Below are 15,241 nucleotides of genomic sequence, written 5' to 3'. Positions count from 1 at the left end.
TTTCAAAGGTTTATTGATAATTCGTTTAAAAACTGTGCCAAAAAATAAAACCGATTTATAATACGGGTTCACCGTACATTTCTTCTCTTAGCTTTTTTATCCGGTCATCTGCAAGGTACTCATCATAAGCCATCAATTGGTCAATCATTCCATAGGGTGTAATTTCTATAATCCTGTTGGCAACGGTTTGCATAAACTGGTGATCGTGTGTGGTAAATAATACAATACCGGAAAAAGAAAGCATACTGTCGTTAAATGCAATGATACTTTCCAGATCGAGGTGGTTTGTAGGTTCATCCAAAATTACTGTATTGGGGTTTTGGATCATCATTTTGCTTAACATGCAGCGTACTTTTTCCCCTCCGCTCAGCACATTGGTTTTCTTTAAAATTTCATCTCCGCTAAAAAGCATTTTGCCTAAAAACCCCCTTAAAAAATCTTCATCTACATCGGTAACATGTGAAGGCACATATTGTCTTAGCCAATCCATTAAGTTAAGGTTTACGCCACTGAAGTATTCGCTGTTGTCGTTGGGTAAATAAGCTGTAGTAATAGTAGTTCCCCATTCATAAGTTCCCGAACCGGCATTTGCTTTTCCGTTAATTACTTCAAAAAAACTGGTAAGCGCCAAAGGCTCCCGGCTTATAAAGGCAATTTTTTGGCCTTTTTGTACATCAAAATTGAGTTTACTGTACAATAATTTCCCATCAACGGATGCGGAAAGGTTTTGTACTTTAAGTATTTCATTTCCCACTTCCCTTTCCTGCTTAAAAATTATTCCGGGGTATTTCCTGTTGCTGGGTTGAATATCTTCAATTACTAGTTTTTCCAGGGCTTTTTTACGGCTGGTAGCCTGCTTACTTTTTGATGCATTGGCGCTAAAGCGTGCAATAAAATCGAGCAAATCTTTGCGCTTTTCTTCCATTTTTTTATTCTTATCTGTCAATTGCCTTGCTGCAAGCTGTGAGCTTTCGTACCAGAAAGTATAGTTGCCGGTATAAATTTTAATTTTCCCCCTGTCCACATCGGCTACATGGGTACATACGGCATCCAAAAAGTGACGGTCGTGGCTTACCACAAGCACAATATTTTCATAGTCTGCCAAAAAGTTTTCTAACCAGCCGATGGTTTCCACATCGAGGTTATTGGTAGGTTCATCCAGTAAAAGTATATCGGGGTTACCAAAAAGCGCCTGTGCCAGCAATACCCTTACTTTTAAATTTGCGCTTATGTCTTTCATCAACTGCTGCTGCAATTCGTCTTTTACGCCAAGCTCACTTAAAAAGGTTGCTGCATCGCTTTCGGCAGTATAGCCACCCATTTCACCAAACTGTTCTTCCAGTTCCCCTGCCTTAATTCCGTCAGCCTCTGTAAAATCTTCTTTGGCATAAATAGCATCCCTGTCGTGCATCACCTGCCACATTTTTTTGTGGCCCATTAATACGGTATTTAATACAGTACACTCGTCAAAAGCAAACTGATTTTGATTGAGTACGGCCATACGTTCGCCGGGTGTAATGTCTACACTTCCTTTATTGGGATCAATATCGCCGCTAATAATTTTTAAAAAGGTAGATTTGCCAGCTCCATTTGCACCTATAATACCATAGCAATTTCCCCTGGTAAAATTGATATTTACTTCGTCGAATAAAACCCTTTTACCAAAAGCAAGGGTTACATTATTTACATTAATCATAATACATTAAAAATGGGCGCAAAGGTACTAAATTTTAAGCTATTTTTCACTACATCTTTATATTCGAAAAAGAAAAATCCCAACCTTTATGGCCGGGATTTAGCTCAATCAATCTTTTATTATACTATATTATGATTTCTTTTTGCCCTTTGTGCTATCTATTTCATAAAGCCATTGGCTGTCGGAATCTTCAGCATTTTGGGCTGTGGTTTTTCTTGCTTTTTCCAAAGCGCTTGCTTTTTTGCCACCTAAAGTAGCTTTAATTTTTTTAAGCCTTTCTTTATTTAAAGCAGCAAGACGCTTGCTTTTAATATCACCAGCAATTGATTCATCTGCATTAATAGCTTTTGCACGGGCATAGTACTGGGAATTGATAACTTTCACTTTTTGCATTTCATAATCGGAAAGGCCGGCTGCCGTGTACACATCGTTTCGGCTTTTATCTACGGCAAGGTATTTTTCTGTACTAAGCCTGTCGTTTTCTGTCTGTACTTTATTGGAACTGTCCTGTATGGAGCGTAAACTGTCTTTTACCCATTGCGCCCTGGTTTCTGCCATTACAGAATCTTTGAACATTTTAATTTTCTCCTGCCTTGCCTGTTCTGCCAGCACAGCCTGTTCTTTATCTATAGCTGCCTGGTCGCTGGTAAGTTTTGCCTGCTCTTCTTTGGCAGCTTTACGTTTTTCAATTTCTTCTTTGGTTTGTGCCTGTGTGCCAGCCACTATAAATGCTGTAACCAGCAGTAACATCAGTTTTTTCATTTGCTATCTGAATTTTTTTAAAAATTATGAAATCGTTTTAATGAATTACAATATTTGTGCCAGCAACCTCAATGAATCCTCACATTAATTATAAAGTTAAGATTATCAGCTTAAAATTTTCAAAATTTAGTTCCCAATTGGATCTTTTTTTTAAACTTTGAGTAGGATTTTTTCAACATCATTCAAAACCATTATTTATGAACCGCCGAAAATTCTTAACACTCAGCGCTTTATCTGCTCCCTTATTATCTTTTCAAAAACCACTTTTTTCGGCAATTAAACCTATTGTGGTAGCTACCTGGGATAGTGGAATGCCGGTAAATGCAGCTGCATGGGAAATTTTGGCAAAAAACGGAAAATCACTTGACGCCGTGGAAGCAGGAGCCATATTTATTGAAAACCAAATTAATTGTTGTGTAGGATTGGGCGGCTACCCCGACAGGGATGGTATTGTAACCCTGGACAGTTGTATTATGGATGAAAAAGCAAATTGTGGTGCAGTAGCAGGCTTGGAACGCATTAAACACCCGGTTTCTGTAGCCCGTAAAGTGATGGAAAATACGCCACATGTACTGTTGGTTGGCGCTGGCGCACAGCAATTTGCTTTAGAAAATGGCTTTACACTTGAGCCAAAGCAATTATCGGAAGATGCGCAAAAAGCCTATACAGAATGGCTTAAGAAAAGCGAATATAAACCAGTGATTAATATTGAAAATAGTAAACCCGGCAACAACCATGGCCCATTTGCTCCTGCCTTTTTTGAGGATGGCAGCCCCAACCATGATACCATGGGACTTATTGCGCTGGATAATTCTTCAAATTTATCGGGAGCGGTTACTACAAGTGGTATGGCTTATAAAATACATGGCAGGGTTGGCGATTCGCCGATTATTGGCGCAGGCCTTTTTGTAGATAACGAAGTGGGAGCAGCTACAAGCAGTGGCGTAGGTGAAGAATTAATTCGTACCTGCGGTACACATACCGTTGTAGAATATATGCGGCGAGGGTACAGCCCGGCAGCTGCCTGCAAAAAAGCAGTTGAACGCATAGTAAAACGAGATCCCCAAAAAGCCAAAGAAATACAGGTAGGTTTTTTGGCCTTAAATAAAAAAGGCCAGTACGGCGCTTATGCTATTCAAAAAGGATTTGTTTTTTCTGTAAAGTCTGTAACAGAAAACAGGATTGTTCCAGCAAGGCATTTAATTTAACATTAATTTTTTTAGAAAGCTTTTTTTTCTGCTAAAATTTCATTTAGTAAAAGGTTTAACTCCCCGGCCTTTGTCATTACCATTAAATGTTTTCCATTAGGTATAATATGGGTTGGATGTGTATATTTAATGGGTAAAATTTCATCGCTGCTGCCATGTATATGAAAGTAGGGTTTGGGTAATATTTCATTTTCCCATTTTAAAATTGCTCCCATTGCCCAGTGAATAAAACCGGCATCGCTTTCTATTACAACGTTGCGTAAGGTTTGCTTGTCTTCGGCGCTTTCGGCAGCAAAATACCTTTTAAGCATTGATGCTTTTTTAATGAGGCTTACCGGAACCAATTTATATAAATAGAGTTTACCTGCAAGTTTATAAAACCCGGGTAGCTGGTTCGATAAAGGAATACTTGATACTAATATGGTTAAAACCGGCTGCTGCACTTTAGAAATTTCCACCGCTACCATCCCGCCCATAGATAAGCCCAGCAAAGCAAACGGGCTTTTTGTATCCATTTTTTGAGCCAGCCTTGCTGCATAAGATGAAAGAGTTTCGTTGTTTTGTGGCGCTATCCAATCCAGGAAAACCGGCTCTACAGCTTCGGGAAACCGGAGGTGTTTAAAAACCCGTTTATCTGCGGCAAGTCCGCTTATTACATACAGCTTCATATTACAAAATTACAATAAAATGCAACCGGGCTTTTGTGTATCCTCATGTAATAATTACCTTAGCAAAAAAAAACAATGTTTCCATCTGTAAATCCCACTACTACCAATGCCTGGGCGGCGCTTGAAAGCCATTTTAACTTGTTTGACCAAATAAAAATGAAAGACCTTTTTTTTAATGATGAAAAAAGGTTTTGCAATTATTCCCTGCAATTTGAAGACATACTTTTTGATTATTCTAAAAATATATTTACCGATAATACACTTGAGCTACTGCTCCAGCTTGCAAATGAATGTAACCTTGTGGAGGCCATAGATGCCATGTTTGCTGGTGAAACTATTAATGCAACAGAAAACAGGGCGGTTTTACATACGGCATTACGAAATTTTAGCGGGCATCCCGTTAAAACGAACGGCCAGGATGTAATGCCTGAAATTAAGGCCGGGCTGGAGCATATGAAATCTTTTGTACAAAATATCCATAACGGTACATGGCTTGGCTTTACCGGTAAAAAAATTAAATATATTGTTAACATAGGAATTGGCGGCAGCGATTTAGGCCCCGTAATGGTTACCGAAGCATTAAAACCCTATTGGCACAAAGGCATACAACCTTATTTTGTTAGCAATATTGATGGCACCCATATTGTTGAAACACTTAAAAATGTAAGTGCAGATGAAACCATTTTTCTTATTGCCAGCAAAACTTTTACTACGCAGGAAACCATGACCAATGCCCATACGGCAAGAAATTGGTTTTTGCAAAATGGCGGAACCGAAGCGAGCATCAAAAAACATTTTGTGGCGCTAAGTACCAATAAAGATGAGGTGGAAAAATTTGGGATAGATGCCAGCAATATGTTTGTATTTTGGGACTGGGTGGGCGGAAGGTACAGTTTATGGAGCGCCATCGGCCTATCCATAGCCGCTACAATTGGATACGAAAATTTTGAGCAATTATTAAAAGGTGCTTATGCCACAGATGTACATTTTAAAGAAACCCCCTTTAAAAACAACATACCGGTAATAATGGCTTTATCAGGCATTTGGTACCGCAATTTTTTTGGCGCCGAAACAGAAGCTATATTGCCTTACGACGAGTATTTACACAGGTTTGCAGCATATTTTCAACAGGGCAATATGGAAAGTAACGGAAAATATGTAGATAGGAACGGCAACCCAATCCCTTATAATTCAGGGCCGGTAATTTGGGGCGAGCCGGGCACCAATGGCCAGCATGCTTTTTATCAACTCATTCACCAGGGCACCGCTTTTATCCCTTGCGATTTTATAGCGCCTGCACAATCCCACAACCCTGTTGGCGACCACCACACAAAATTACTCAGCAATTTTTTTGCTCAAACCGAAGCCTTAATGAATGGTAAGGAACACGAAAACCCATACCGGGTATTTACCGGCAACAGACCAACCAATTCATTCCTCATTAAAAAAATTACCCCATATACTTTAGGCCAGATGATTGCCTTGTACGAACATAAAATTTTTGTTCAGGGTGTTATTTGGAATATTTACAGCTTTGATCAATGGGGCGTAGAACTGGGCAAAAAATTAGCCATGAATATTTTACCCGAACTGGAAAATGAGCAGGAAATTACCACCCATGATTCCAGTACCAACGGGCTTATCAATGCTTATAAGAAGATGAGGCTGTAATAGGCTTTACCGGTTTTTTTGGGCAAAATCAGTACCTTTGCACTCGGTGAAAAAAACGGTAGCATTACATACGCTTGGCTGCAAGCTCAACTTTAGTGAAACTACGGCAATAGGCCGTATGCTGGAAAACGACGGCTTTATTAAAAAAGAATTTGATGAAAATGCCGATGTATATGTAATCAACACCTGCTCCGTTACAGAAAATGCCGATAAAGAATGCCGGCAGTTGGTGAGGCGCATCAACCGGAATGCACCTGAAGCATTAGTAGTAGTAACCGGCTGCTATGCCCAGTTAAAACCCAGGGAAATTGCCTCCATTCCCGGAGTAAACCTGGTATTGGGCGCAGCAGAAAAATTTAATATTGCCAGCCATTTAAAAGAATTAACCAAGAATGATGCGGCAAAAATTTGCAGTTGCGATATAGATGATGTAAATGTATTTACGGCCTCCCATTCCATAGATGAACGTACAAGGATTTTTTTAAAAGTGCAGGATGGATGCGATTACAACTGCAGCTTTTGTACCATACCTATGGCAAGAGGCAAAAGCAGGAGCAACAGTATCCAAAATGTATTGGATGATGTAACTATGCTTGCTCAATCCGGCGCCAAAGAAATAGTGCTCACCGGTATCAACCTAGGTGATTTTGGCAAAGGCTTTACCGGCGGTAAAAAAAGAGATGAAAATTTCTTTGAACTCGTTAAAAATTTAGACAGGGCAAATGGCATTGAGCGGTTTCGTATTTCCTCAATTGAACCCAATTTATTGAGCAACGAATTGATCGAATTTGTAGCCAACAGCAATAAATTTATGCCGCATTTTCATATCCCGTTGCAAAGCGGCAGCAATAAAATTTTAGGCGATATGCGCCGCAGGTACAAACGGGAGTTGTATGCTGAAAAAGTGGGATTAATAAAATTACTCATGCCCCATGCCTGTATTGGTGTAGATGTAATAGTGGGCTTTCCCGGGGAAACCGATGAAGATTTTAATGATACAGTTACTTTTCTGCAACAGTTGAATATTTCTTACCTGCATGTTTTCACTTATTCCGAAAGGGACAATACCGATGCACTGAACATTAAACCCATTGTACCGGTACAAACCAGGAATATTCGCAACAAAATTTTACGCAACCTTAGCTATGCCAAAATGCAGGAATTTACACGGCTGCATATTGGCCAAACAAGAAAAACACTGTTTGAAGCGGTAAACAAAAACAATATGATGGAAGGTTATACCGATAATTATATTAAAGTAAGCGTTCCTTTTAAGCAGGAATGGATTAACCAGGTTATAGACTGGACAATCTAATAGCCACTTTCCTTTTCGGTAAACCCCAGATAAAATTTGCGTTACACTTAATATTATGAGCGAAGAAAAAAGCCTGAATTTTTTAGAAGAAATTATTGAAGCGGACCTTGCATCCGGAAAACACAAAAGTATCGTAACCCGCTTTCCGCCAGAACCCAACGGGTATTTGCACATGGGCCATGCATCCAGCATTTGCCTCAATTTTGGGTTAACCAAAAAATATCCCGGCTATACCAACCTTAGATTTGACGACACTAACCCGGTTACCGAAGAAACAGAATATGTAGAAAGCATTAAGGCAGACATCAAATGGCTTGGGTTTGAATGGAAAGATGAATTATATGCATCGGATTATTTTGAAAATATGTATGCATTTGCTATAAAACTCATCAACAAAAATTTAGCTTATGTAGATGATTCCTCATCGGAAGAAATTGCAAGGCTAAAAGGCACACCTACCGAACCCGGTGTTGACGGTCCTTTTCGCAACCGCAGCATTGAAGAAAACTTAATGCTGTTTGAAAAAATGAAAAACGGCGTTTTTCCCGATGGAGCAAAAACACTTCGTGCTAAAATAGATATGAAGCACATGAACATGTTGATGCGTGACCCCATTTTATACCGCATTAAACATGCCCATCACCACCGCACCGGGGATAAGTGGTGTATTTACCCCATGTACGATTTTGCACATGGGCAAAGCGATTCAATAGAAAATATTACCCACTCCATTTGCACACTGGAATTTGTGCCTCACCGTGAGCTTTACGACTGGCTGATTGAAAAGCTGGAAATTTTCCCATCTCATCAATACGAATTTGCAAGGCGAAACCTCACCTATACCGTAATGAGCAAAAGAAAACTTTTGCAACTGGTAAACGAAGGCCATGTAAACGGTTGGGACGACCCACGGATGCCCACAATCAGCGGTATGCGCCGCAGGGGTTTTACGCCGGAAAGCATCCGTAATTTTTGTGAAGCCATTGGCATTGCCAAAAGAGAAAATATGGTAGATATCGGGCTTTTGGAATTTTACCTTCGGGAGCACCTGAATGTTTCTGCAAAAAGAGCTATGGCTGTTTTAGAACCTTTAAAACTGGTAATAACAAATTATAAAGATGGTAAAACCGAAGAATTTTTAAGTGAAAACGGTCCCGAAGAAACAGCAGGTAGCCGCAGTGTACCCTTTAGCAGAGAACTGTGGGTAGAGCAGGAAGATTTTATGGAACTGCCTGCAAAAAAATGGTTTCGCCTGGCGCCCGGGGCAATGGTACGGTTAAAAAGCGCATACATAGTTAAATGCAACAGCTTTGAAAAAGATGCCAACGGAAATATTACACAACTCAATTGCACCTATTTTCCCGAAAGCAAAAGCGGCAGCGATAGCAGTGGATTGCAGGTAAAAGGCACTATTCATTGGGTAAGTGCGGCGCATGCACTGCAGGCAGAAGTAAGGCTGTACGACCGACTGTTTAAAGTAGAAGACCCTTCTTCTGAAGAAGGTGATTTTAAAGATTATATAAATCCGGATTCATTAAAAGTAGTACAGGCATTTATTGAGCCTTCTTTAAAAAATGCTTTACCTCAGGACCGTTTCCAGTTTTTGAGAAAAGGATATTTTTGTGTTGACAAAGATGCTACCACGGAAAAATTAGTTTTTAACCGTACCACAACCTTAAAAGATACCTGGGCAAAAGAAGTAAAAAAGAAACCCTGAACCGGGTTTTCTGCTGAAATTTATACCGCTGTGCTTTTTTATTTTTTCTGCTATCCGTTTCAATCAAATAGATTTTAGTATTTTCAACTTCTTATTTGTTTTTTATGGTTTTAAGCAGAATATGGAGCGCATTTGTTATTATTGCCATTATTGTTGCCAGCATTAAGATGATTGGCGGTGATAATAAAATATTTAACCGGATGGTTTCCGGAAAATCTTCCGATAAATACGACAGTACATTTTATGCAGGTATAGGTTCGCCGGAAAATTTAAAACTCAACAGCAATTATGGCATTTTTTTGAGTGAATACGGCTATTATAAAACTTCCGAAATTACCAAAGCCACGGTATTGCTTCATGATGGCAGCCATGCTGATTCGGTAACTTTTTTCAAAAACATAAAACCTTCGCTGGAAACTTACAGTTACCTTGAAGTACAAAAAAAATTAGTACGCAAGGTTGATGGCATTATTGAAACGGCTAAAAATGCCGTACTGGAAATTATTTTTCCGCTTATTGGCATTCTTGCTCTATTTATGGGTTTTTTAAATATAGCCGAAAAAGCAGGCGGAATAAGGTTTTTATCGAGATTAATTGGGCCTTTTTCTCCAAAATATTTCCCGACGTGCCCAGTGGTCACCCAGCAACCGGGCACATGATGATGAATTTTTCGGCTAACCTTTTAAATTTAGATAATGCGGCAACGCCATTTGGGCTCAAAGCCATGGAAAGCCTGCAGGAGTTGAACCCAAACAAAGCAGTGGCCTCCAATGCACAAATTATGTTCCTGGCTTTACATGCATCGGGCCTCACTTTAATACCCGTAACCATTATAGCCTGGCGTAGCGGCCTGGGTGCACAAAATGCCACCGATATTTTTATTCCCTGCATGATTGCCACTTTTGTTGCAACAATGGCGGCGCTTATTATTGTTTCCTTAAAACAAAAAATAAATCTTGTACAACCGGTAATATTAACGTGGGTAGGCGGCTTATCGCTACTCATAGGTTTGCTGGTAATATATGTGCATCAACTGCATTCATCAGAGGCGCAGCGGTTTTCCTCTATATTGAGCAATGGCATCATCCTTTTTATTTTTGTGGCTATTGTAATTGGTGGCGTATATAAAAAAATTGATGTGTTCGATTCGTTTGCCGAAGGCGCCAAAGGCGGGTTTGAAACCGCTATAAAAATAATTCCTTATATAGTGGGCATGCTGGTAGCCATAAGCATGTTGCGCACCAGCGGAGTTTTTGATGTGGTAATTAATGGTATGAAATCTTTATTTGCTGCAATGGGAACCGACACCCGCTTTATAGATGGCTTACCTACTGCACTTATAAAACCCATGAGCGGCAGCGGCGCAAGAGGAATGATGATTGATACCATGAAAACCTTTGGCGCCGATTCATTTGCAGGCAGGCTGGCTTGTATTTTACAGGGTTCCTCAGATACCACTTTTTATGTAATTGCCGTGTACTTTGGGTCGGTTGCTATTAAAAACACCCGCTATGCAGTTACTGCAATGTTGCTGGCCGATCTTGCAGGCATTATTGCCTCTATTTTATTGTGTTATTTATTCTTTGGGTAACCGTTAAATTTGCAGGTTACTCTTTTTATTAAAAATATAAACTCTTGCTTAAAATTGGTATCACATCGGGTATTGGCGCTGGTAAAACCACGGTATCCAAAATTTTTGAACTACTTGCAGTACCCGTGTATTATGCCGATGAAAGGGCAAAGCAATTAATGAATGAAGATGAATCCTTAAAAAATAGTATTCTTCATCATTTTGGAAAAGAAGTATATGCGTCGGGAACTTTAAACCGCAAAATACTTTCGGGCATTGTGTTTAACGATGCTAATAAATTGGCCTTGCTCAATTCCCTGGTACACCCGGCCACTATTGCCGATGCGGAAAAATGGATGCTGCAGCAAAAAACACACTATACTATAAAAGAAGCTGCAATTCTTTTTGAAAGTGAGTCCAACAAACAACTGGATGCCGTAATTGGCGTATCGGCGCCTTTTAAATTAAGGCTTACAAGGGTAATGAAAAGAGATAAAATACCTGCCAAAAAAGTACTAGAGCGCATGAATAAACAAATGCCCGAAGATGAAAAAATGAAACGATGCGACTATATAATATTTAATGACGAACAACAATTATTGATACCACAGGTATTGGAACTCCATAATGTTTTACTTAAAAAGGCCGCTTCACAATAATTTTTCTCTTTTCTTGTAATTTTTCCTGCCCTTCTTCTTGCAGTTATCCCCGTATGTTTATAATTTTAACAAAGCACAATCCTTCTTCTGCCCGATATTTAAGTCGTAATTGAAAAATAAATATCTCTTGAGCCAGGACAAAGAAATATCAGCGCTTTTTCGTTTAATAGACGACCCCGACGAATACGTTTATGGAACCGTAAGCGAAAAAATACTTTCGTTTGGAAAAGATATTATTCCGCAACTGGAACAGCTTTGGGAAAAAATAGAAGATGAGCAAACGCAGGAGCGGATAGAAATGCTCATACACCGTGTACACTTTAGGGACCTTACCCAGGAGTTTATTAAGTGGAAAGATGAAGATGGCAGCCTTATTAACGGCGCATTAATTGTTGCCCGTTATAATTATCCAGAAATGCAGGCCATATCTCTCCTGCAGGAAATAGAGAAAATTCGCCGCAATACCTGGCTGGAATTAAACAGCTATCTTACTTCCATAGAAAAAATAAACGTTGTAAACAGTATTTTATATAATTATTATAAGCAAAAAGGCACAGAGTTGAGCTATGACAATGCCGACCTTTTTTTACTAAATAAAGTTGTGGAATCAAAAAAAGGAAATGCTATTGGCAATGGTATCCTATACCTCATTCTTTGTGAATTACTCGATATTCCGGTGAAAGCAATTCATTTACCCCGCCAGTTTATTTTGGCATACTTCGACAATACATCTGACCCTTACACTGCCAAAAGCCAGGGCACGGAACACATTAAATTTTTTATTGACGCAGTAAACGGCCAAATGTATTCGCACAAAGACATCGAAAATTATTTTAATAAGCTCTCAGTTCATCCTGCGGTATCTTACTTTAAACCCATGAATAGCAAAAAAATTGTTCAGTATTTACTGGAAGAACTGGCAAAATGCTTTGATAATGAACGCAATCATTATAAAATGGAAGAGCTCCTATCCCTGGCAGCAATGCTTGATAGATAAATTTTGGTAGCATTATTGCAGGATTTAGGAAAACAATATCCATGCATATCCGCAATACTCGTTTTTTCTTCTTTTTATTTTTAGTTATTCTAATTGGTTGCAGTAAAAAAATCACACCATCAAACTCAGAAAAAACAGGTAGCACTGCACCCATTGCAAAAAAAATTGCTACACCTGTCCCAAAAATAATTTCGGTAAATGATCAAGTGGCAAAAAAATCTGCAGATGGGCGGCTTTATTACGACCTGGAAGGGAAGCGTTATTGGAAAAATTATAAAAACGGGAAATATTACCTCTTCAATAAAAAAATGTACGGCAACCCTGAATTTAAGCCTCTATAAATTTACACTGCAAAACTGGTTCCGCAACCACAAGTACTGCTGGCATTGGGATTGTTAAATGTAAAACCACGGGAATTCAATCCATCCTGAAAATCAATTTCCATACCTATAAGATAAATACTGTGGCTTTTATCCATAATGCAAGGCAGGCCTTCAATATCAAAATGGCTATCGTTAGATGCAGGTTTTTCAAAACTCAGCAGGTAAGTCATGCCACTGCATCCACCGCCTTTTACGCCAAGGCGAAGTTTTTTTTCTACGTCAAATCCTGGTTCATTCATTAACCGTTTGGCTTCTGTAATGGCACCCTGGGTAAATTTCACCGGTGTTTCAATAGAAATACTCATAAATATGCATTTATACCACAAAATTACATTTAAAAAGAGGCAACCTGCAAGCTAAAGTTTGCTAAATAAGAAATTTATACTTTAGGATGGTTATTTTTGTAGCCTAAATTTTTTAAATGCATTTACTGCAATCTTTTTTCGATTCCTATAACCTTATTGGGTTTGTAATTATGATAATTATTCAAATATTATTATTTATAGAAATCAGGAAATTAAAGGAAAAAATAAGCGAAAAAATGGAGATCAACGATGAAGGTACACGTTTAAAACTGCAGGCGCTGGAAAGGCTCACTTTATTTGCCGAAAGGATTGGCCTGCAAAATCTCGTTAACCGTTCCCATAATAGCAATATGAGCGCTACATTAATGCAACAAACCCTTGTAGAAACCATAAAAAGTGAACATGAGTATAATGCCACGCAACAGATTTATGTAAACCCCGAAATTTGGGGCGCTGTAACCAGGCTTAAAGACCAGAATATTTACATCATCAACCAACTTGCAGCACCACTCCCACACAATGCTACAGCTATGGATTTAAGCAAAAGAATTATTGAATACAGCTTACAGGAAAATGCCCAGTTAAATAATATTGTAATAGATGCCCTGAGGTTTGAAGCCCAAAAATTAACGGATTAAACCCTTTACCATGCACAGCAAAAAAATCAGCACTTCTTCAGATATTGAAATAAAAGAATTGTACAGCAGGCAAGATGCAGATGAAATTGCTGACCAATCGCTTCCAGGAAAATTTCCGTTTACCCGTGGTGTGCAATCATCAATGTACAGGGGAAAACTGTGGACCATGCGGCAATATGCCGGGTTTTCTACCGCCGAAGAAAGCAATAAGCGCTATCATTACCTGCTGGGCCAGGGCGTAAGTGGCTTAAGTGTAGCCTTTGATCTGCCCACACAAATTGGTTATGATTGCAACCATCCACTGGCCGATGGAGAAGTAGGCAAGGTGGGTGTTTCTATAAATAGCATTGAAGATATGGAGCGGCTGTTTAAAGGCATCAACCTGGAAAATGTTTCTACCTCAATGACCATAAATGCCACAGGCTTTATTTTACTGGCGTTTTATGTTGCCTTAGCCAAAAAGCAAGGGGCAGATTTAAATAAAATTTCAGGAACCATTCAAAACGATATTTTAAAAGAATACGCTGCCAGGGGAACTTATATTTATCCGCCTAAACCATCTATGAGGATCATCACCGATATATTTGAATGGTGCAGTGAAAACCTGCCTAAGTGGAACAGCATTTCCATATCGGGATACCATATAAGGGAAGCAGGCAGCACCGCCGTGCAGGAAATAGCTTTTACCTTAAGCAATGGCAAAGCCTACGTAAAAGCAGCGCAGGAAAAAGGGCTCGACATAAATGTTTTTGGCAAAAGGCTATCGTTCTTTTTTAATGCCCATAATAATTTATTTGAAGAAGTGGCCAAATTTAGGGCAGCAAGAAAAATGTGGGCCAAAATTATGAAAGAGCTTGGCGCTACCGATGAAAAAGCCATGATGTTGCGCTTTCATACCCAAACCGGCGGAAGCACCTTAACAGCACAGCAACCACTCAATAACATAAGCCGTGTTACCTTGCAAACCTTGTCTGCCGTATTAGGCGGCACACAATCATTGCACACCAATGGCTACGATGAAGCCCTAAGCCTGCCCACCGAAGAAGCCGCTACAATTGCGCTGCGTACCCAACAAATTGTGGCATTTGAAAGTGGCGCTCCCGATACGGTTGATCCCCTTGCCGGAAGTTATTTTATAGAATCACTCACCAGTGAAGTGGAAAAAGCCGCATGGCAACTCATAAATAAAATTGATATATTGGGCGGAAGCGTAAGCGCCATTGAACAAGGTTTTATACAGAACGAAATAGCCGCAAGCGCATATAGCTATCAAACTAAAGTTGAAAACGGTGAACAAATAATTGTTGGGGTAAATAAATTTCAATTGGAGGAAACGCACCAGGCGCCGCTTTTTAAAATAGACAGTAGCATACAAAAAATCCAAACCCTAAAACTGGAAAACCTAATTCAAAAAAGAGACAATACAAAAGCAGCAGGTTGCCTGGCCCAAATTAAGGAATGCGCCCAAAGTAACCGCAATCTTATGCCTGCAGTCATAAGCGCCGTTGAAAATTATTGTACGCTTGGAGAAGTTGCCAATATCCTGCGTAGTGTTTTTGGAGAATATAAATAATTCTTTTGAAACTTTATAGAAAACAATAACATTGTTTTCACAATAATAAGTATTTTTTAAAGTTAACTTTAGGGAACTG

Annotated in this window: 12 protein-coding genes and 1 pseudogene; 9 read left to right on the top strand and 4 right to left on the bottom strand. The window is 39.3% G+C overall.

Features of this window, described 5'->3' with window-relative positions; genetic code table 11:
- Window positions 1-55: 55 nt before the first annotated feature.
- Both IPO46_12650 and IPO46_12645 read right to left on the bottom strand, forming a co-directional pair.
- A complete protein-coding gene (locus IPO46_12650; protein ID QQS62907.1) occupies window positions 56-1,696 on the bottom strand; it encodes an ATP-binding cassette domain-containing protein in 1,641 nt (546 codons plus the stop codon).
- Between the two features lie 129 nt (window positions 1,697-1,825).
- Window positions 1,826-2,458, bottom strand: coding sequence for a hypothetical protein (locus IPO46_12645; protein ID QQS62906.1), 633 nt, complete (start codon window positions 2,456-2,458; stop codon window positions 1,826-1,828).
- A gap of 197 nt (window positions 2,459-2,655) precedes the next feature.
- Here IPO46_12645 and IPO46_12640 point away from each other — a divergent pair, with 197 nt between their 5' ends.
- Complete coding sequence (locus tag IPO46_12640) at window positions 2,656-3,666, top strand: N(4)-(beta-N-acetylglucosaminyl)-L-asparaginase (protein ID QQS62905.1); 1,011 nt, start codon at window positions 2,656-2,658, stop codon at window positions 3,664-3,666.
- A gap of 11 nt (window positions 3,667-3,677) precedes the next feature.
- On the opposite strand, the gene IPO46_12635 is transcribed toward IPO46_12640, so the two are convergent.
- Window positions 3,678-4,334, bottom strand: coding sequence for an alpha/beta hydrolase (locus IPO46_12635; GenBank protein QQS62904.1), 657 nt, complete (start codon window positions 4,332-4,334; stop codon window positions 3,678-3,680).
- A gap of 75 nt (window positions 4,335-4,409) precedes the next feature.
- Here IPO46_12635 and pgi point away from each other — a divergent pair, with 75 nt between their 5' ends.
- The 6 genes and pseudogenes from pgi to IPO46_12605 all read left to right on the top strand — a co-directional run bounded on the left by pgi (window position 4,410) and on the right by IPO46_12605 (window position 12,263).
- Window positions 4,410-6,005, top strand: coding sequence for a glucose-6-phosphate isomerase (pgi, locus tag IPO46_12630; GenBank protein ID QQS62903.1), 1,596 nt, complete (start codon window positions 4,410-4,412; stop codon window positions 6,003-6,005).
- 37 nt (window positions 6,006-6,042) lie between these two features.
- Window positions 6,043-7,320 (top strand): tRNA (N(6)-L-threonylcarbamoyladenosine(37)-C(2))-methylthiotransferase MtaB, encoded by a 1,278-nt coding sequence (mtaB, locus tag IPO46_12625; GenBank protein ID QQS62902.1) that lies wholly within the window; start codon window positions 6,043-6,045, stop codon window positions 7,318-7,320.
- A gap of 55 nt (window positions 7,321-7,375) precedes the next feature.
- Entirely contained in the window at window positions 7,376-9,037 is a 1,662-nt protein-coding gene (locus IPO46_12620; GenBank protein QQS62901.1) for a glutamine--tRNA ligase/YqeY domain fusion protein, read from the top strand.
- A 104-nt stretch (window positions 9,038-9,141) separates the two neighbouring features.
- Window positions 9,142-10,628 (top strand): annotated as a pseudogene (locus IPO46_12615) (spore maturation protein).
- Between the two features lie 44 nt (window positions 10,629-10,672).
- Entirely contained in the window at window positions 10,673-11,266 is a 594-nt protein-coding gene (locus tag IPO46_12610; GenBank protein QQS62900.1) for a dephospho-CoA kinase, read from the top strand.
- Window positions 11,267-11,393: 127 nt separating this feature from the next.
- Window positions 11,394-12,263, top strand: a complete 870-nt coding sequence (locus IPO46_12605; GenBank protein ID QQS62899.1) for a hypothetical protein — start codon at window positions 11,394-11,396, stop codon at window positions 12,261-12,263.
- A gap of 343 nt (window positions 12,264-12,606) precedes the next feature.
- On the opposite strand, the gene IPO46_12600 is transcribed toward IPO46_12605, so the two are convergent.
- Window positions 12,607-12,951: an iron-sulfur cluster assembly accessory protein gene (locus IPO46_12600; GenBank protein QQS62898.1), complete on the bottom strand. Its 345-nt coding sequence runs from the start codon at window positions 12,949-12,951 to the stop codon at window positions 12,607-12,609.
- 116 nt (window positions 12,952-13,067) lie between these two features.
- Here IPO46_12600 and IPO46_12595 point away from each other — a divergent pair, with 116 nt between their 5' ends.
- Window positions 13,068-13,589: a hypothetical protein gene (locus IPO46_12595; GenBank protein QQS62897.1), complete on the top strand. Its 522-nt coding sequence runs from the start codon at window positions 13,068-13,070 to the stop codon at window positions 13,587-13,589.
- A 10-nt stretch (window positions 13,590-13,599) separates the two neighbouring features.
- Window positions 13,600-15,162 (top strand): methylmalonyl-CoA mutase, encoded by a 1,563-nt coding sequence (locus tag IPO46_12590; GenBank protein ID QQS62896.1) that lies wholly within the window; start codon window positions 13,600-13,602, stop codon window positions 15,160-15,162.
- Window positions 15,163-15,241 lie beyond the last annotated feature (79 nt).

Source organism: Chitinophagaceae bacterium, from assembly GCA_016699815.1.
GTDB lineage: Bacteria > Bacteroidota > Bacteroidia > Chitinophagales > Chitinophagaceae > Ferruginibacter.
The sequence above is the reverse complement of the archived record's forward strand: the minus strand, read 5'-3'. Positions and strand labels throughout refer to the sequence as shown.